Raw genomic sequence first — 15,377 nt, forward strand, 5'->3', positions numbered from 1 at the left:
CATGGGGCGCGGCATCGCTGGAGCAAAGTCCGCACGGAATGTCCGGGTGTGGGTGCCTGCCTGAATTCCGCAGGCCACCCCACGTCATCTCGCGCCCGCCCACGTCACCGGCGGCCACCTGGCTGGCGGATGGACAATCCGGGCAGCTTCCTCGCCCGCCCGTATGAGCCAGTCCCTGCACCGCCGTGATCTGATCCGCCTTGCCACCGCCGCTGCGGCCGCCGCCCAACTGCCGCGATGGGGCTGGTCGGCCACCTTCCGCCAGCGTGAGCTGTTTCCGCTGGGCGTGGCAAGCGGCGCGCCAGCCCCTGACGGCTTCGTGCTGTGGACCCGGCTGCTGGCGGGCCCCGTGCCCGGGGCCGCGCTGGCAGCCGCTCCAGGCGAAGCGCCGGCATCCCCCGGCGCCGACGCCGGGCCCACCGCTTCGCGCGATGCCTTGCCCGACATGCTGACCGTGCGCTGGGAGGTCGCCGAAGACGAGGCGTTCCAGCGCATCGTCCGCCAGGGCCAGGCGCAGGCGCTGGCCGTGCTGGGGCATGCGGTGCACGTCGAGGTGGCGGGCCTGGCGCCCGGCCGCTGGTACTTCTACCGCTTCATGCACGGCGATGCCGTCACCCGCACGGCCCGCACCCGCACCGCGCCGGCCCCGGGCGAGATGCCGCGCAAGACCCGCCTGGCCTTTGCCTCGTGCCAGCGGTGGGAGCATGGCCACTATGCCGCCTACCGCCATCTGGTGCAGGAAGACGTGGACCTGGTGCTGTTCCTGGGCGACTACATCTACGAGTACGCACTGCCCCACCGGCCGCCCGATCCTCCGTTCGTGCGCACCCACGCATTGCCGGTCGCCACCACGCTGCAGGATTACCGCGACCGCTACGTCCTCTACCGCAGCGACGACGCACTGCAGGCCGCGCACCGCGCCTGTCCCTGGCTCGTGACCTGGGACGACCACGAGGTGCAGAACGACTACGCCGGCCGTGATGGCATGGGCGCGCCTGCCGACTTTCTGGCGCGGCGCAATGCGGGCTACCAGGCGTTCTACGAGAACATGCCGCTGCGCGCCTCGGTGCTGCGGCGGGGGCTGGCCGGGCTGGGCACCCTGGATGCGGTGCGCATCCACGACCGGCATGCCTGGGGACGGCTCATGGATTTCCACGTGCTGGACACGCGCCAGTACCGCGACCGGCAGGCCTGCCGCGTTCCGGGCGGCGCGGCGGAGGGATCTGTGTCGCCCCGGCGCTGTGGCGAGTTGCGTGCACCATCGCGCTCCATGCTGGGCGCCGACCAGGAGCGCTGGCTGGCAGAGGGGTTGGCGCAGGATGCGGCCGGCGGCGTGCGCTGGAGCGTGATCGCGCAGCAGACGCTGTTCTCGCAGCGCAACACAGCGCAGCCGCCCGCCGAGCGCTACAGCACCGACACCTGGGACGGCTATCCCGCCAGCCGCCAGCGCGTGCTGGACGCGGTGCGGGCCGCCGGGCCGCGCAACACCATCTTCCTGGGTGGCGACATCCACCAGAACTATGTCTGCCGCGTGCTGGCCGACTTCGCCGATCCCCGGTCGCCGGTGGTGGCCAGCGAGTTCTGCGGCACCTCGGTCACGTCGCTGAGCCGTGTGCCCCCGGAGCGGGCCGCGGAGATCGTGCGCCGCCAGCCGCACATCCTGCTGGCCCGGCCCGAGCAGCGCGGCTACGGCGTGGCGGAGGTGACGCCCGAGCGCTGGACCACCACGCTGCGGGTGGTGGACGACGTGGCACGGCCGGACAGCGGCATCGCCACGCAGGCGCGCTTCATCGTGGACGACGGTGTGCCGGGGCCGCGCCCGGCGTGAGAGCCCGGGGCCGTGGCGATCAGGTCGCCAGCGCCGTGGCCGGCGCGCCGCGCCGGGGCGTATCCACGCCCATGAAGCCGAACGCCATCTCCGGGCGCGCGCCGCTGATCAGCTCGGCCATCGCCTTGCCCGAGCCCGCACCGTGCGTCCAGCCCAGCGTGCCATGGCCGGCGTTGACCCAGAGCCGCCCCAGGCGGGTCTTGCCGATGAACGGGATGTTGGTAGGCGTGGCCGGGCGCAGGCCCGTCCAGTACTGCGGGTTGCCGCCTTCCTCGGGCGTGCGCGTGTCGCATACGCCGGGCAGGATTTCCTCGATGCGGCGCGACAGCATGTGGCAGCGCGCGCGGGCCAGCGGGCTGTCCAGCGACAGGTCGTAGCCGCCCAGCTCGATGGTGCCGGCCACGCGCAGGAAGTTGCCCAGCCGGCTCATCGCGATCTTCTTGCCATCGTCGATGGTCGAGACCAGGGGTGCGCCCTCGGGCTTGAGCAGCGGGAAGGTGGCGCTGTAGCCCTTGCCCGGGTAGATCGGCAGGCGCACGCCCACCGTGCGCAGCAGCGGCGCGCTGTAGGAGCCGCAGGCCACCACGATGGCATCCGCCGTCAGGGTCTTGAGGTCATTCGTGCCCTGGGCGCCCGTATTGCGGGGGGTGACTGCTACTGATTCGATAGCGTCGCCGGCCTGGTTCAGGCGCACCACGTCGTGGCCGTAGAGGAACTGCACGCCGCGCTCGGCGCAGCGCCGGGCCAGCGCCTGGGTGAAGACACGGGCGTCGCCGCTCTCGTCGGTGCGGGTGTAGGTGCCGCCGGCGATGCGGTCGCCATAGGCGCGGAACGCCGGCTCGATCTGCAGCAGCTCGTCGCGGCTCACCAAGCGGCGCTGCACGCCGTGGCGGCGCATCAAGTCCACCGCATGGCCGGCGGCGTCGAACGACGCCTGGTCGGTATAGAAGTGGGCGATGCCGCGCTCCAGCCGGTTGTATTCGATGCCGGTGGCGCGCACCACGTCCTTCAGCGCGGCATGGCTGTAGGCGCCCAGCGCTACGATCTGCTGCACGTTCCGCTCGAAGGCCGCGTCATTGCACTGCGCCAGGAACTTCAGGCACCAGCGCCACTGCTCCAGGTCGAGCTGCGGGCGAAACAGCAGCGGCGCTTCCTTGTCGAACATCCATTTCAGCGCCTTCCACGGCGCGCTGCGGTTGGCCCAGGGCTCGCAGTAGCTCACCGAGATCTGCGCCGCGTTGGCGAAGCTCGTCTCCAGCGCCGCGTCCGGCTGCCGGTCGACGACGGTGACTTCGTGGCCGCGCTCGAGCAGATGCCAGGCGGTGGAAATGCCGATGATGCCGGCGCCAAGAACGAGGGTTTTCATGGCTGGTCAGTGTGCTGCGCGCCGGCGGGAAATAAAAGCAAAATTAAACTTGCTCCGATTTCATCAGCCCAACTTATTGAAGAGCCCGCCATGAGCACCTATGACCCCGCCGCGCTGGAGTGCCTGGCCGCCATCGTGGAAGAGGGCGGTTTCGAGCGTGCCGCACAGCGCTTGAACGTCACCCAGTCGGCCGTGTCGCAGCGGCTGCGCGCCCTGGAGGCGCAGGTCGGCTCGGTGCTGATCGTGCGCAGCCGGCCGCTACGGCCCACCACGGCCGGCCAGCTGCTGCTCAAGCACACGAAGCAGCTGCGCCTGCTGCGCGCCGATCTGGAGCGCGACCTGCAGGAGCTGGCGCCCAGCGCCCCGGGCGGCGGGCGCGAGGACGAGCGCATCTCCATCGCCATCAACGCCGACAGCATCGCCACCTGGGCGCTGGACGCGCTGCAGGGCCTGGTGCGCGAACGGCTGCCGCTGGAGATCATCGCGGATGACCAGGACTTCACCCAGGAATGGCTGCGCTCCGGCCAGGTGCTGGGCTGCGTCACCACGCTGGGGAGCGCGCTGCGCGGCTGCAAGGTGGTGCCGCTGGGCGCCATGCGCTATGTGGCCATCGGAGCGCCCGACCTTGCCTACCGCTACCTGCCCCAGGGTCTCACGGCGTACAACTTCCGCGACGTGCCGTTCATCGCCTTCAATCGCAAGGACGACCTCCAGGCTGAATTCGTCGCCCGCACATTCGGCCTCAAGCGCGTGGCGCTGAACCACCTGTTCGTGCCCAGCTCCGAGGGCCAGGTGCGCGCCGTGGCGGCTGGCTGGGGCGTGAGCGTGGTGCCCGAACTGCTGGCCCGCCCGCTCCTGGCCGATGGCCGGCTGGTGGACCTGGCCCCGGGCCAGGCGCTGCCCGTGCAGCTCTACTGGCACTGCTGGAACCTGGAGTCGGAGGTGCTCGACGCCCTGACCGCCGCCCTGACCGGCGCTGCCGCACGCCAGCTGGCACCGCCGGTGTGACCGCGATTCCGCGTGCGGCCTGCCCGCCGTGCGCGCAGCTGTCTCCCGGGTGCAACAAAATGTATCTGACTGTAGGGTTTTGACAGTTCAGTGACAGAGGCTATCGATAAGATTGGGGTGATGAATATCCCGCAGCTTCGCCGCTCCTTCAAAGAGCAGATGCACCAGGCGCGCGAGGAAGCCATCGTCACCGCTGCCAGCCGCCTGATGGGCAAAAAAGGCTTCGAGGCCATGACCGTGGACGACGTGGCCTGCGCCGTCGGCATCGCCAAGGCCAGTCTGTACAAGCACTTCGCCGGCAAGGACGAGTTGTGCGCCGCCGCCATGGTGCACGTGGTGGAGCGTGCCGAACGTTTTCTGCAGGAGCTGCCGGCCAGCCTGCCGCCGCTGGATCGACTGCGTGCTCTGCTGCGCTGGCTGCTGGAATTGCAGCTGACCGACGAGATGCCGCTGATGCTGAGCCGCAACTCCGGCCTGGCCGGCCCGCTGAAGGCCTGCGAGGCCTACCAGGCCGCCCTGCGGGACCTGCACGGGCTGGTGATCGCCTGGATCGAGCAGGCGCAGCAGGCCGGCCAGATCAACGCGGCGCTGCCGCCGGACGTGGTGATGTCCGCCATCTTCGCCCGATCGGCCGACCCGATGCTGCGGCTGCTGCGCGACCGCGGCACCTACAGCGACGCGCAGATCGTCGACTGGGCCGTGGACAGCTGCCTGTCGGGCCTGGCGGCGCGGGGCTGACCCCACGGCGTCCGCCGGGCCGGGCCGCGCCGCCGCCTCACACCGTCACGGTTCCGTGCGGCTGAAAGGCCACCTGCTCGCCCTTGCGCGCATAGCCCAGCGGGTTCGCCACGACGCGGCAGCGCCAGGGCGAGCCGTCCGCATGCGTGCCCTGCACGGTGTAGTCGCTGGGCGCGTGCAGATGGCCGTGCAGCCACAGGTCGGCTTGCGGCAGCAGGTCATCGAGCGCATTGCAGAAACCGGCCGTGCCCGGCACCAGGCCGTAGCGCGGGTCGGCGCTGCGCAGGCTGGGTGCGAAATGGGTGACGACCACCGTCGGCCCGCCCGCCCACGGGGCGGCGAGCGCCTCGCGCAGCCAGTGCTGGCAGGCCAGCGATTCCTCGCGCATGGGCTGCGCCAGGAAGGGCTCGCCCGCCCGGGTGCCGCCGGTCTTGCGCAAATAGAAATTGGCGGCGCGGAAAGCCTTTTCGCGCTGGCGCAGGCGCCGGGCGACGTCCGCGCTGCCTTCCTGCTCGGCCAGCGCATCGAAGTCGCTCCAGAGCGTGGTGCCGACGAAGCGCACGCCCTGCAGCACCACGGTCTCGCGCTCCAGCCAGATGATGCCCAGGCGCTCGCAGGTGCGGCGCAGGCGGTTCTGCGCGGCGTCGAAGTCCTGCGCGTCGTACTCGTGGTTGCCTGGGACGAACAGCACCGGCACCGGCCAGCCTGCATGCTGGGGCAGCGGGGAGAAGCGCGCCAGGCCGAAGTCCTCGTCTGCGAGCATCGAGCCTTCCTGGTAGGAGCCGATGTCGCCCGCCAGCACCAGCACGTCGGCGCCCGGCGCGGGCGTGGCGGTGAAATGCGGATGCGTCTCCAGGTGCAGGTCGGACAGCAGTTGAATCTTCATGCGTCCGATTGTGGCGGGCGCGCGGAGTCGTGCGGCGCACCGCTGCGCAAGCCCGACCGTTCCATCGCCTGCCGCAGCCAGCGGTGCGCCGGGTCGTGCCTGCGGCCGTGGTGCCACAGCGCATCCACATGCACGGTGGGCAGCGGCATGGGCAGGGGGCGCCACACCAGCTCGTCCTTCAGGCTGGCCACGCCGACGAAATGGCGCGGCAGCACCGTCAGCAGATCGCTGGCCGCCACGACCCGGCCGGCCGTGAAGAACTGGTTCACGGTGAGCACGATGCGGCGCTCACGCCCCAGCGCCGTCAGTGCCTCGTCGATGAAGCCGTAGGGGCGGCCCGAGAAGCTCACCAGCAGGTGGCGTGCCGCGCAGAACCTGTCGAGCGTGAGCGGCACCTGCGCCAGCGGATGGCCCTGGCGCATCACGCAGACGTATTCGCCGTCGTAGAGCCGCGTGCTTTCGTACGCGACCAGGTTGCCGGACTGCGCGCGTGCCGTCAGGTCGGCCATCACGGCGGGAAAGTAGCCCACCGCCATGTCGGCTGCCTCGTCGTCCAGCAGGCGGCGCGGGTCGCGCGTGGTGAGCGGCACCACCCGCAGCGACACGCCGGGCGCCTCGCGCTCGACGATCTCCACCAGCGGCGGAATCAGCGTGGCACCGGTGGCGTCGGCCATGGCCAGCACGAAGGTGGTGTTGGCGGTGGCGGGTTCGAACGCGCCGGGCGCCAGCGACTGTTGCAATTGCGCCAACGCGGCCCGCACCGCCGGCCAGAGCGCCAGGGCTCTCGGCGTGGGCTCCACGCCCTGGCCCCGGCGCACCAGCAGTTCGTCGCCCAGCGCGTCGCGCAGCCGGCGCAGCGCGTTGCTGACGGCCGGCTGGGTGAGCGACAGGGTCTCGGCCGCGCGAGTGAGGTTGCGCTCGGACATCACCGCATCGAAAACCCGCAGCAGATTCAGATCGAACGTGCGGAAGTTGAGCGGCTGCATGGGCAGATCATCACGGATGTGAATGGCTGGGATTCAAAATATAAAGTGGAGTCTATTTGGGGTAAACCCTAAGATACGTCCCATCAGCCCGGCAACTTCGCCACAAGCGGCTTACAAAGGGTACTCATCATGACCAGCTTCGTCCAAATCGACTATCGCACCGAACATCCTGGCGTGGAACGCGCTGAAAACGCCGTCGCCACCGTCAAGAACGCTTTCTCCCACTTCAACGGCGCCCGTGCCGGCGCGTCGCTGCTGCTCGCCGCCGTGGTGGCGTCCCTGCTGGTGGTGGCCAACCAGGTCATCGACACCTGGGGCGAAGGCCACCTGCTGGCCGCATGGATGGTGCTGTGGATGGTGGCCTTCGTCGCGCTGGCCCTGCTGGCCGGCCCGGCCCGCGGCGTCGTCGCCAGCCTGCGCACCCAATACGGCAACTGGGCCGAAGCCCTGCGCCGCCAGGAAGAAGACGAGCGTACCTGGAACGCCGCCCTGCGCGACGCGCGCATCATGGCCGACCTGAGCCGCGCCATGAACGGCATGGCCGTGGACAACATCCGCCGTTACTACTGATCCCGCCGGGCCGCAGAGCCCGTAGATCCGAAAAGAAGTTTTCAGGGCACCGCAAGGTGCCCTTTTTCATGGGCGCTGCTGAGCATTTGCTATTGAAAAGATAGCTGCATGCGCAGGCTGCGAGAGCGCTGCAGCGCAAAAAGGCGTTGAAAGCTTGAAGGAAAAGAGGCCGCCGGAGCGCGGCCCCTCCGCGCTGGCGGTTCAGCCCAGCAGGCAGTCCGCCACGCGGGCCAGCATCCCGGCCACGTCCGCCACGGGCACCGCGCCGGGCAGGGCCACGTCGCCGTGCATCACGAAGACAGGCGTGCCCCATTTGAGGCCCATGGCCATTTCCGAGAGCGTGCCCATGTTGCCGCCGATGGCGACCAGGCAGATGGCGCTGCGGGCGACGAGGGCGTTGCGCATCTCGCCCATGCCGGTGGGCAGGGCCACGCCCAGCCAGGCGTTGGCGTGGCGCTCGTCCTCCTCGGGCAGGATGCCGATGGCCAGGCCCCCGGCCTCGGCCGCGCCCTGCGATGCGGCGGCCATGACCCCGCCGCGCCCGCCGCAGACGATGGCCAGGCCCGCGCCGGCCAGCGCCCGGGCCACCTGGCGCGCGGCGCTGCATTCGCGCTCGCCGCCGTCGCCCGGGCCGATGATGCCCACCGGCCGCCGGTGGCGCCGCGGTCCGCGCTGGCGCTCGGCCAGCTGCTGCAGGGCTGCGCGCACGGCGGGCGGCAGGGTGTCCAGGAAGGCGCCTTCGTCGGCGGCGCCTGTCGATGTCTCAGTGCTGTGTGCTTGCATGCTTGGTCCGATCGCGCCGGCGCGCCAGTGCGTCGCCCGCCCCCATCACGATGACGCACAGCGCCATCAGCAGCAGCGAGAGGGCCGCCGCCACGCCGAAGTCGGAGCCGCCGTCGCCCACCTGGGCGTAGAGCATCAGCGGCAGGATGTTGAGCTGGGTGCCGGCCAGGGCCAACGCCGTGCCGTAGGTGCCCATGGCGATGGCCGCCACCAGGCAGGCGTTGGACAGCACCGAGGGCGCGACCTCGGCCAGCACCGTGTCGTTGAAGGCGCGCCAGCGCGTGGCACCCAGGGTGCGCGCGGCCAGCATGGGGCGCAGGTCGAGGTTGGCGAACACCGGGTAGAGCGAGAGCGCCACGCGCGGCACCAGGTAATAGGCATAGGCCAGCCCCAGGCCACCCGCGCCGTAGATCCAGCCGCCCACGCGGGCCGGGTCGGCGCCCAGGCCGCCGAGCAGTTGGGTGACGAAGCCGGCGCGGCCGAAGGCCAGGATGAAGCCGTAGGCGATCACCAGGCCCGAGAACGCCAGCGGCAGGCCCAGGAGCGCCATCATCCAGCGCCTGCGCGCGGCCGGCTGGCGCGCCAGCTCGATGGCCACGGCCGTGCCCACCAGGGCCGAGACGCCGCCCGCCGTGACGCCCAGCGCCAGCGTGTTGCGCAGCGCGCCGGGCAGCAGCGGGTTGGCGAAGAGCCGGCCGAAGGCGCTGCCGCGCTCGGCGAAGGCTTCGGGCACCAGCGCGGCCAGCGGCAGCGCGAAGAAGAGCGCCATGAAGGCCCAGGCGGGCCAGGCACCGAAGCGGCGGATGATCACGTCAGGTCAGATTCCGCGCGTCACTTGCCGGCCAGCGCCACCTGGGCCCAGAGCTGGTCCACCTCGGCCTTGCGGGCGGCGGCCTTGACCACGTCCAGCGGGCGGATCTGCGGGGCGGCGGGCATCTTGGCGGCGATGTCGGCGGGCAGCGGCGTGCCGGGCACGGCCGGGCGCACGAAGCCCTGGGCGAAGAGCTGCTGGCCGGCGGTGCTCATGATGAAGTTGAGCCACAGCTTGCCGGCGTTGGGGTTGGGGCCGTTCTTGACCAGGCTGATGGCGTAGGGCGCGGCCACGCTGGCCTCCTTGGGGATGACCACGGCGCAGTCGTCGCCCATGCCGTCGGCGTACTTGGCCTTGAGGCCGTCGTTCTCGTAGCCGATCCAGACGGGGATTTCGCCCTTGAGGAACTTGGCGTAGGGCGTGGTGCCTTCCACGCGCTGCACGTTGCCCGCGGCATGCAGGCGGCCCAGGTAGTCGATGCCAGGCTTGACGTCGTCCACGCTGCCGCCGTTGGCGTAGGCGGCGGCGAAGGCCATCACCTGGCCCACGCCGGTGCTGCGCGGATCCAGGTAGGTGACGGCGCCCTTGTACTCGGGCTTGAGCAGGTCGGCCCAGCCGGCGGGCACGTTCCTGACCAGCTTCCTGTTGACCAGGAAGGCGATGTTCAGCGTGTGGATGGTGAACCAGCGGCCTTCGGGCTCGCGGAAGACCTCGGGCAGCTTGTCGAAATGCAGCGGCTTGAAGGGCGCGACCACGTCCTTCTTCACCGCATCGACGGCCGAGGCTGCGAAGTAATACGCCGTGTCGGCCTGCGGGCGGCGGCGCATCTTCTCCAGCGCGACCACGGTGGCGGCCGAGCCCAGGTCGTTGTAGGTCAGCTCGATCTCGGGGTAGCGCTTCTTGAAGTCGCGGAACAGCGATTTCCAGTTGGCCCATTCGGGGCCGGTGTCGAAGGAGACGCACAGGCCCTCTTTCTTCGCCTCGTCGTACAGGGCGCGCTCGCCGGCATAGAGCTCGGCGCCCTCGAAGGCGAAGGCGGCGCGGGGCGCGAGCCAGGAGGCCAGGGGCAGGCTGCCGGCGGCCTGGAGGAGATATCTGCGTTGCATGGGGAAAGCTCCTGGATGAAGGGAAAAGACGGGGGATGAAGACGAAGAGCGCGGCCGGTCAGTCGTCCAGCAGCTGCAGGTGCTCGGGCGCGATGGCGACGGCCTCGCGGGCCGGCTGCGCGCCTTCGCACAGCAGCGGCCGGGGCGCGCCGGCGATGGCGAAGTCGTAGCGCGTGACCGCGCCCAGGTAGCGCTGGGCGCCTGCCGTGCCGGCCAGGCGGTTGGGCGTGCCCGGGGGCGGGTCGGCGCGCACGTGCTCGGGCCGCACCAGCACATGCACGGCCTGGCCCGCGGCGCGGCCGGCGGTGGGCACGGCCAGCTCGGCGAAGCCCGCGTCCACGCGGCCTGCGGCGCTCACGCGGGCGGGCAGCAGGGTCGAAAGGCCCACGAATTCGGCCACTGCGCGGCAGGCGGGCCGCTCGTACAGCGCGCGCGGCGTGGCCATCTGCAGCAGGCGGCCTTCTTTGAGCACGGCCACGCGGTCGGCCATGGCCAGGGCTTCTTCCTGGTCGTGCGTGACCAGCAGCGTGGTGGCGCCGAAGCGCTGCTGCAGGCTGCGGATCTGGTCGCGCAGATGGCTGCGCACGCTGGCGTCCAGGGCCGAGAGGGGCTCGTCGAGCAGCAGCGCGCGCGGGTCGATGGCCAGGGCCCGCGCCAGCGCCACGCGCTGCTGCTGCCCGCCCGAAAGCTGCGTGACGGCGCGCTGCGCGTGTTCGGCCAGGCCCACCACTTTCAGCAGTTCCAGGGCGCGGCGGCGGCGCTCGGCGGCCGGCACCTTGCGCAGCGTGAGGCCGTAGGCCACGTTGTCCTGCACGCTCAGGTGCGGAAAGAGCGCGTAGCTCTGGAACACCATGCCGATGCCGCGCTGGTGGACCGGCGTGCCTGCCATGTCCTGCCCGCCCAGCACGATGCGCCCGCCGTGGCCCGTCTCCAGGCCCGCCACCAGCTTGAGCAGCGTGGACTTGCCCGAGCCGCTGGGCCCGATCACGGCCACCAGCTCGCCGGCCGCCACGTCGAAGGAGACATCGTGCAGGCCCTGCGCGGAGCCGGGATAGCGGTAGCTGACCTGATCGAAGACGAGGCTCATGGGGACTTGCGGAAAACGGTGGACGACAGCAGCGCCGCGATGCCGGCAAGCAGCAGCAGCACCACGGTGGCGGCGCAGGCGAAGCCCGTGGCGCCGTAGAAGGCCTGCAGCAGCACCACCGGATAGGTGCGGTTCTGGAAGCCCGCCAACAGGTTGGAGAAGTTGAATTCGCCGATCGAGAGCGCCGCCACCATCACCAGGCCCGACAGCAGGCTCTGTCGCAGGCTGGGCAGCACGATGCCGGTGAAGCGCTGCCATTCGCCCGCGCCCAGCGTGGCCGCGGCCTGCTCCAGCCGCTCCAGGCCCAGGTGGCGCAGGTCGGTCAGCAGGGCGTTGGTGAGGTAGGGAAGGGTGGCGATGGCGTGCGCTGCCACCAGGAGCGGCGTGCTGCCCAGCCAGGGCAGCGCGTCGGTGTTGAAGACCAGCAGGTAGCCGAAGCCCAGCGTGATGGCCGGCACCGCCACCGGCATGGCCGACACGAGCCGCGCCGCCATGCCGCCGCCGCGCCGCGCGCCGTGGTAGAGCGCGTAAGCCAGCGGCAGCGCCAGCAGCGCGTCGATGGCGCAGGCCGAAAGCGCCACCACCAGGCTGTTGCCGAAGGCCTTGCGGAAAGATGGGTCCTGCCACAGTTCGGCATACCAATGGCCGGTGACGCCCGTCGGCAGCAGCGTATTGGTCCAGCTCTGGCCGAAGCTGCCCAGCACCAGCAGGCCCATAGGCAGCAGCAGGTAGAGGCCGTAGAGAAGGGTGATGCCGCGAACCAAGGGCGCTGCTTTCGTGCGGGGAACGGTGGGGTGTGTGGGGCCGGTGGCCGTGCAGCGGAATCGGATACTTTCCGGCAGCGACTGAACGGCAGTGCATGTGCCGGAATTTTATGAATCAAGGCTTGGGCTTGCGTGAAGCTTGTATGACAAAGCTTGAGCTTTTGGAAAGTATCATGCGTTCGTCTGGGCACCGCAGCCCGGCGTGTTGCCCGCCACCAGGAGGAGTTCCGTGAAGCGCGATTGCCCCACCATCCAGGAACTGCTGGCCTTCGACGCCGTGGCCCGGCACGAGGGGCTGACCCGCGCCGCCGAGGCGCTGTGCCTCACCGTGAGCGCGGTCAGCAAGCAGATCGCGGGGCTGGAGGCCTTTCTGGGCGTGCCGGTCCTGCGCAAGCAGGGGCGCGGCGTGCAGCTCACGCCGCAGGGCCGGGCCTACTGGCAGAAGATCGCCGGCCCGCTGCGCGCGCTGGAGGCAGCGAGCTTCGAGGCACGCGCGGGCGGCGGCGATGCGGGCGTGGTCACGCTGGCCAGCGTGCCCACCTTTCTCACGCGCTGGCTGATCCCGCGCCTGCCGGCCTTCAGCCGCCGCCATCCGCAGGTCACGCTGGGCTTCAGCCGGCACCTCGCGCCCACCGAGAACCTGCCGCCGCAGGTCGATGCCGCCATCCGCTACAGCCCGGCCGAACTGCCCGGCGTGGTCGCCGAATACATCGCGGGGCGGGAATTCGTGCCGGTCGCCTCGCCCGCGCTGCTCGAAGGCCCGCACCGCATCCACACGCCCGCCGATCTGCTGGGCCATACGCTGTTGCACCACGAAGAGGCCGCCACCGCCTGGCCGCGCTGGGCGGGCCAGCACGGCGTGGCCGAGAGCTGGGTGGCGGCCGGGCCGCGCTTCGCCCAGTATTCGGCGCTGATCCAGGCGGCGCGCAGTGGCCTGGGGCTGGCCCTGGTGCCGCGCGTGCTGGTCGAAGACGAGCTGGCCGAAAGCACGCTGCGCGTGCCTTGCGGCGAACCGGTGGTGGTGGAGCAGGGCCACTACCTCTGCTACCGGCCCGACCGCATGCATCTGCCGGCCTTCGCGGCCTTCCGCGCCTGGCTGCTGGACGAGGCCGCGCGCTCGCGCGGGCCGCTGGGGTGAGGCGCGGCGCCTCGCCTGGCCTGGGTCGCTGCTGTGCTATCGAATCAATAGCTGCGGGCGCTTGTAGGCCCTGCGCCAGCGCATGAAAAAGCCCCGGCCACTTGCGTGGTGCGGGGCTTGTGAGAACGTGAACACGTTCTGAGGGGCGCTGCCCGCGCGGGGCGGGCAGGGCCGGGTCGGCGCGGCGGTATCAGGCGTTCAGGCGCCCAGGCGCTCTTCCAGTGCGGCCTTGGTCTTGAGCATCTGCGCGGGCAGGTGGTAGGCCAGTTGGTCGAAGTGCGCGGTGTGCAGCTTCAGCTCGTCGGCCCAGGCCGCCTTGTCGATGCGGGTCACGGTGTCGAACTGCTCGCCCGTGAAGTCCAGGCCCGTCCAGTTGATCTCGCCGTATTGCGGCGCCACGCCGAAGGCGGTGGCCTGGCCGGCGGCGCGGCCTTCGATGCGGTCGATCATCCACTTCAGCACGCGCATGTTCTCGCCATAGCCGGGCCAGACGAACTTGCCGCCTTCATCCTTGCGGAACCAGTTGGTGGTGTAGATGCGCGGCAGCGTGGCGCCCGAGGCGGCGATCTTCTCGCCCAGGTTCAGCCAGTGCTGGAAGTAGTCGCTCATGTTGTAGCCCATGAAGGGCAGCATGGCGAACGGGTCGCGGCGCACCACGCCCTGGGCGCCGAAGGCGGCGGCGGTGGTTTCGCTACCCATGGTGGCAGCCATGTAGACGCCTTCCTGCCAGTCGCGGGCTTCGGTCACCAGCGGCACGGTGGTGGAACGGCGGCCGCCGAAGATGAAGGCGTCGATCTTCACGCCCTTGGGATCGTCCCAGGCTTCGTCCAGCGCGGGGTTGTTGGTGGCGGCCACGGTGAAGCGGGCGTTGGGGTGGGCGGCCTTGGCGCCGGTTTCCTTGGCGATCTGGGGCGTCCAGTCCTTGCCCTGCCAGTCGATCAGGTGGTCCGGCAGCTTGCCGGTGTCCTTTTCCATGCCTTCCCACCACACGTCGCCGTCGTCGGTCAGCGCGACGTTGGTGAAGATCACGTCACGGTCCAGGCTGGCCATGCAGTTGGGGTTGGTGTGGTAGTTGGTGCCGGGGGCCACGCCGAAATAGCCGGCCTCGGGGTTGATGGCGCGCAAGGAGCCGTCGGCCTGCGGCTTGATCCAGGCGATGTCGTCGCCGATGGTGGTGACCTTCCAGCCTTCGAAGGCCTTGGGCGGAACCAGCATCGAGAAGTTGGTCTTGCCGCAGGCGCTCGGGAAGGCGGCGGCCACGTGGTATTTCTTGCCCTCGGGGTTGGAGACGCCCAGGATCAGCATGTGCTCGGCCAGCCAGCCCTGGTCACGGCCCATGGTGGAAGCGATGCGCAGCGCGAAGCACTTCTTGCCCAGCAGTGCATTGCCGCCGTAGCCGGAGCCATACGACCAGATCTCGCGCGTCTCGGGGTAGTGCACGATGTACTTGGTCTTGTTGCAAGGCCAGGACACGTCCTGCTGGCCGGCCTGCAGCGGCGCGCCCACGGTGTGCACGCAGGGCACGAAGTCGCCTTCCACGCCCAGCACGTCGTACACCGCACGGCCCATGCGCGTCATGATCTTCATGTTGACGGCCACATAGGGGCTGTCGGACAGCTCGATGCCGATGTGCGCGATGGGCGAACCCAGCGGGCCCATGCTGAAGGGCACGACGTACATCGTGCGGCCGGCCATGCAGCCGTCGAACAGCGGCTGCAGCGTGGCGCGCATCTCATCGGGCGCCATCCAGTTGTTGGTCGGGCCGGCGTCTTCCTTCTGCGCCGAGCAGATGTAGGTGCGGTCTTCGACGCGGGCGACGTCCGACGGGTCGGACCAGGCCAAGTAGCTGCCGGGACGCTTGGCGGGGTCGAGCTTCTTGAAGGTGCCGGCGTCCACCAGCTGCTGGCAGAGGCGGTCGTACTCTTCCTGCGAGCCGTCGCACCAGTGGATGCTGGCGGGCTTGCAGAGGGCGGCCATGTCGGCCACCCAGGCGATCAGCCGGGCGTTCTTGACGTATGCGGGGGCCTGGATATCGAGGCCTTGCATGGTGGGTGCGTTCATCGGGAGCTTCCTAAGGTTGAAAAACAGTTTTTTCGAAGGAAGCGCACGCACCGTCCAAGCGGTGGTCGGCCTGCCGGCGCACGCTGTCGAGACTCCTGAGCGCTGCCTTTGAAAAAACGGCTGGATGCTCAGTCGGCGGGTGAATGGAGCGGCGGCCGGTGCGTTCAGGGAGCTCCGGCGCCGAGCCTTCCACGGGTCGGCTGGGATGACGATTTTATGAACCCACCCCCCGCGTGTCTGTCAGA

14 protein-coding genes are annotated in these 15,377 nt (G+C 70.3%); 5 read left to right on the forward strand and 9 right to left on the reverse strand.

All coding sequences use genetic code 11. The features are described 5' to 3' along the window. Positions 1-163: 163 nt before the first annotated feature. A complete protein-coding gene (locus tag ASF94_RS17670) occupies positions 164-1,828 on the forward strand; it encodes an alkaline phosphatase (protein WP_056669521.1) in 1,665 nt (554 codons plus the stop codon). Between the two features lie 19 nt (positions 1,829-1,847). Here ASF94_RS17670 and ASF94_RS17675 read toward each other — a convergent pair whose 3' ends face one another. Beyond that, the gene (locus ASF94_RS17675; RefSeq protein WP_056669523.1) at positions 1,848-3,194 is read right to left on the reverse strand and encodes a D-amino acid dehydrogenase; all 1,347 of its coding nucleotides are present in this window, start codon (positions 3,192-3,194) and stop codon (positions 1,848-1,850) included. Between the two features lie 90 nt (positions 3,195-3,284). Here ASF94_RS17675 and ASF94_RS17680 point away from each other — a divergent pair, with 90 nt between their 5' ends. Continuing rightward, positions 3,285-4,202, forward strand: coding sequence for a LysR family transcriptional regulator ArgP (locus ASF94_RS17680; RefSeq protein WP_056669527.1), 918 nt, complete (start codon positions 3,285-3,287; stop codon positions 4,200-4,202). 120 nt (positions 4,203-4,322) lie between these two features. Further along, a complete protein-coding gene (locus ASF94_RS17685; RefSeq protein ID WP_056669530.1) occupies positions 4,323-4,940 on the forward strand; it encodes a TetR/AcrR family transcriptional regulator in 618 nt (205 codons plus the stop codon). 37 nt (positions 4,941-4,977) lie between these two features. On the opposite strand, the gene ASF94_RS17690 is transcribed toward ASF94_RS17685, so the two are convergent. Together ASF94_RS17690 and ASF94_RS17695 are read right to left on the reverse strand one after the other, a co-directional pair. Next, positions 4,978-5,826 carry a metallophosphoesterase gene (locus ASF94_RS17690; protein ID WP_056669533.1) on the reverse strand — a complete coding sequence of 283 codons (849 nt, stop codon included), beginning with the start codon at positions 5,824-5,826 and terminating at the stop codon, positions 4,978-4,980. Further along, positions 5,823-6,812: a LysR family transcriptional regulator gene (locus ASF94_RS17695; RefSeq protein ID WP_056669539.1), complete on the reverse strand. Its 990-nt coding sequence runs from the start codon at positions 6,810-6,812 to the stop codon at positions 5,823-5,825. Before ASF94_RS17695 ends, ASF94_RS17690 begins: the two co-directional genes overlap by 4 nt. A 129-nt stretch (positions 6,813-6,941) precedes the next feature. Here ASF94_RS17695 and ASF94_RS17700 point away from each other — a divergent pair, with 129 nt between their 5' ends. Then, on the forward strand, positions 6,942-7,382 hold the full coding sequence (locus ASF94_RS17700; protein ID WP_056669541.1) for a hypothetical protein: 441 nt from the start codon (positions 6,942-6,944) through the stop codon (positions 7,380-7,382). A 201-nt stretch (positions 7,383-7,583) separates the two neighbouring features. Here ASF94_RS17700 and ASF94_RS17705 read toward each other — a convergent pair whose 3' ends face one another. From ASF94_RS17705 to ASF94_RS17725, 5 genes are all read right to left on the reverse strand, one after another. Then, positions 7,584-8,165, reverse strand: coding sequence for a TIGR00725 family protein (locus ASF94_RS17705; protein WP_082493394.1), 582 nt, complete (start codon positions 8,163-8,165; stop codon positions 7,584-7,586). Then, positions 8,146-8,934, reverse strand: a complete 789-nt coding sequence (locus ASF94_RS17710; protein ID WP_235505428.1) for an ABC transporter permease — start codon at positions 8,932-8,934, stop codon at positions 8,146-8,148. Before ASF94_RS17710 ends, ASF94_RS17705 begins: the two co-directional genes overlap by 20 nt. A gap of 62 nt (positions 8,935-8,996) precedes the next feature. Then, on the reverse strand, positions 8,997-10,082 hold the full coding sequence (locus ASF94_RS17715) for an extracellular solute-binding protein (RefSeq protein ID WP_056669544.1): 1,086 nt from the start codon (positions 10,080-10,082) through the stop codon (positions 8,997-8,999). 58 nt (positions 10,083-10,140) lie between these two features. Next, positions 10,141-11,169, reverse strand: coding sequence for an ABC transporter ATP-binding protein (locus ASF94_RS17720; protein WP_056669546.1), 1,029 nt, complete (start codon positions 11,167-11,169; stop codon positions 10,141-10,143). After that, a complete protein-coding gene (locus ASF94_RS17725) occupies positions 11,166-11,885 on the reverse strand; it encodes an ABC transporter permease (protein WP_082493406.1) in 720 nt (239 codons plus the stop codon). The genes ASF94_RS17720 and ASF94_RS17725 overlap by 4 nt, the downstream gene beginning before the upstream one ends. 277 nt (positions 11,886-12,162) lie before the next feature. Between ASF94_RS17725 and ASF94_RS17730 the strand changes: the two genes are divergently transcribed. Continuing rightward, on the forward strand, positions 12,163-13,071 hold the full coding sequence (locus ASF94_RS17730; RefSeq protein WP_056669552.1) for a LysR substrate-binding domain-containing protein: 909 nt from the start codon (positions 12,163-12,165) through the stop codon (positions 13,069-13,071). Between the two features lie 198 nt (positions 13,072-13,269). On the opposite strand, the gene ASF94_RS17735 is transcribed toward ASF94_RS17730, so the two are convergent. After that, entirely contained in the window at positions 13,270-15,132 is a 1,863-nt protein-coding gene (locus ASF94_RS17735) for a phosphoenolpyruvate carboxykinase (GTP) (RefSeq protein WP_056669556.1), read from the reverse strand. Positions 15,133-15,377 lie beyond the last annotated feature (245 nt).

This window comes from Acidovorax sp. Leaf160 (assembly GCF_001424265.1).
GTDB lineage: Bacteria > Pseudomonadota > Gammaproteobacteria > Burkholderiales > Burkholderiaceae_C > Paracidovorax.

Excerpts from the sequence above, each read along its gene's own strand:
- ASF94_RS17735 (WP_056669556.1), bottom strand. The coding sequence starts at position 15,132 with ATGAACGCACCCACCATGCAAGGCCTCGATATCCAGGCCCCCGCATAC.
- ASF94_RS17670 (WP_056669521.1), top strand. The coding sequence starts at position 164 with ATGAGCCAGTCCCTGCACCGCCGTGATCTGATCCGCCTTGCCACCGCC.
- ASF94_RS17715 (WP_056669544.1), bottom strand. The coding sequence starts at position 10,082 with ATGCAACGCAGATATCTCCTCCAGGCCGCCGGCAGCCTGCCCCTGGCC.
- ASF94_RS17690 (WP_056669533.1), bottom strand. The coding sequence starts at position 5,826 with ATGAAGATTCAACTGCTGTCCGACCTGCACCTGGAGACGCATCCGCAT.
- ASF94_RS17700 (WP_056669541.1), top strand. The coding sequence starts at position 6,942 with ATGACCAGCTTCGTCCAAATCGACTATCGCACCGAACATCCTGGCGTG.
- ASF94_RS17680 (WP_056669527.1), top strand. The coding sequence starts at position 3,285 with ATGAGCACCTATGACCCCGCCGCGCTGGAGTGCCTGGCCGCCATCGTG.
- ASF94_RS17695 (WP_056669539.1), bottom strand. The coding sequence starts at position 6,812 with ATGCAGCCGCTCAACTTCCGCACGTTCGATCTGAATCTGCTGCGGGTT.
- ASF94_RS17720 (WP_056669546.1), bottom strand. The coding sequence starts at position 11,169 with ATGAGCCTCGTCTTCGATCAGGTCAGCTACCGCTATCCCGGCTCCGCG.
- ASF94_RS17705 (WP_082493394.1), bottom strand. The coding sequence starts at position 8,165 with ATGCAAGCACACAGCACTGAGACATCGACAGGCGCCGCCGACGAAGGC.
- ASF94_RS17675 (WP_056669523.1), bottom strand. The coding sequence starts at position 3,194 with ATGAAAACCCTCGTTCTTGGCGCCGGCATCATCGGCATTTCCACCGCC.
- ASF94_RS17685 (WP_056669530.1), top strand. The coding sequence starts at position 4,323 with ATGAATATCCCGCAGCTTCGCCGCTCCTTCAAAGAGCAGATGCACCAG.
- ASF94_RS17710 (WP_235505428.1), bottom strand. The coding sequence starts at position 8,934 with ATGGCGCTCTTCTTCGCGCTGCCGCTGGCCGCGCTGGTGCCCGAAGCC.
- ASF94_RS17725 (WP_082493406.1), bottom strand. The coding sequence starts at position 11,885 with ATGGGCCTGCTGGTGCTGGGCAGCTTCGGCCAGAGCTGGACCAATACG.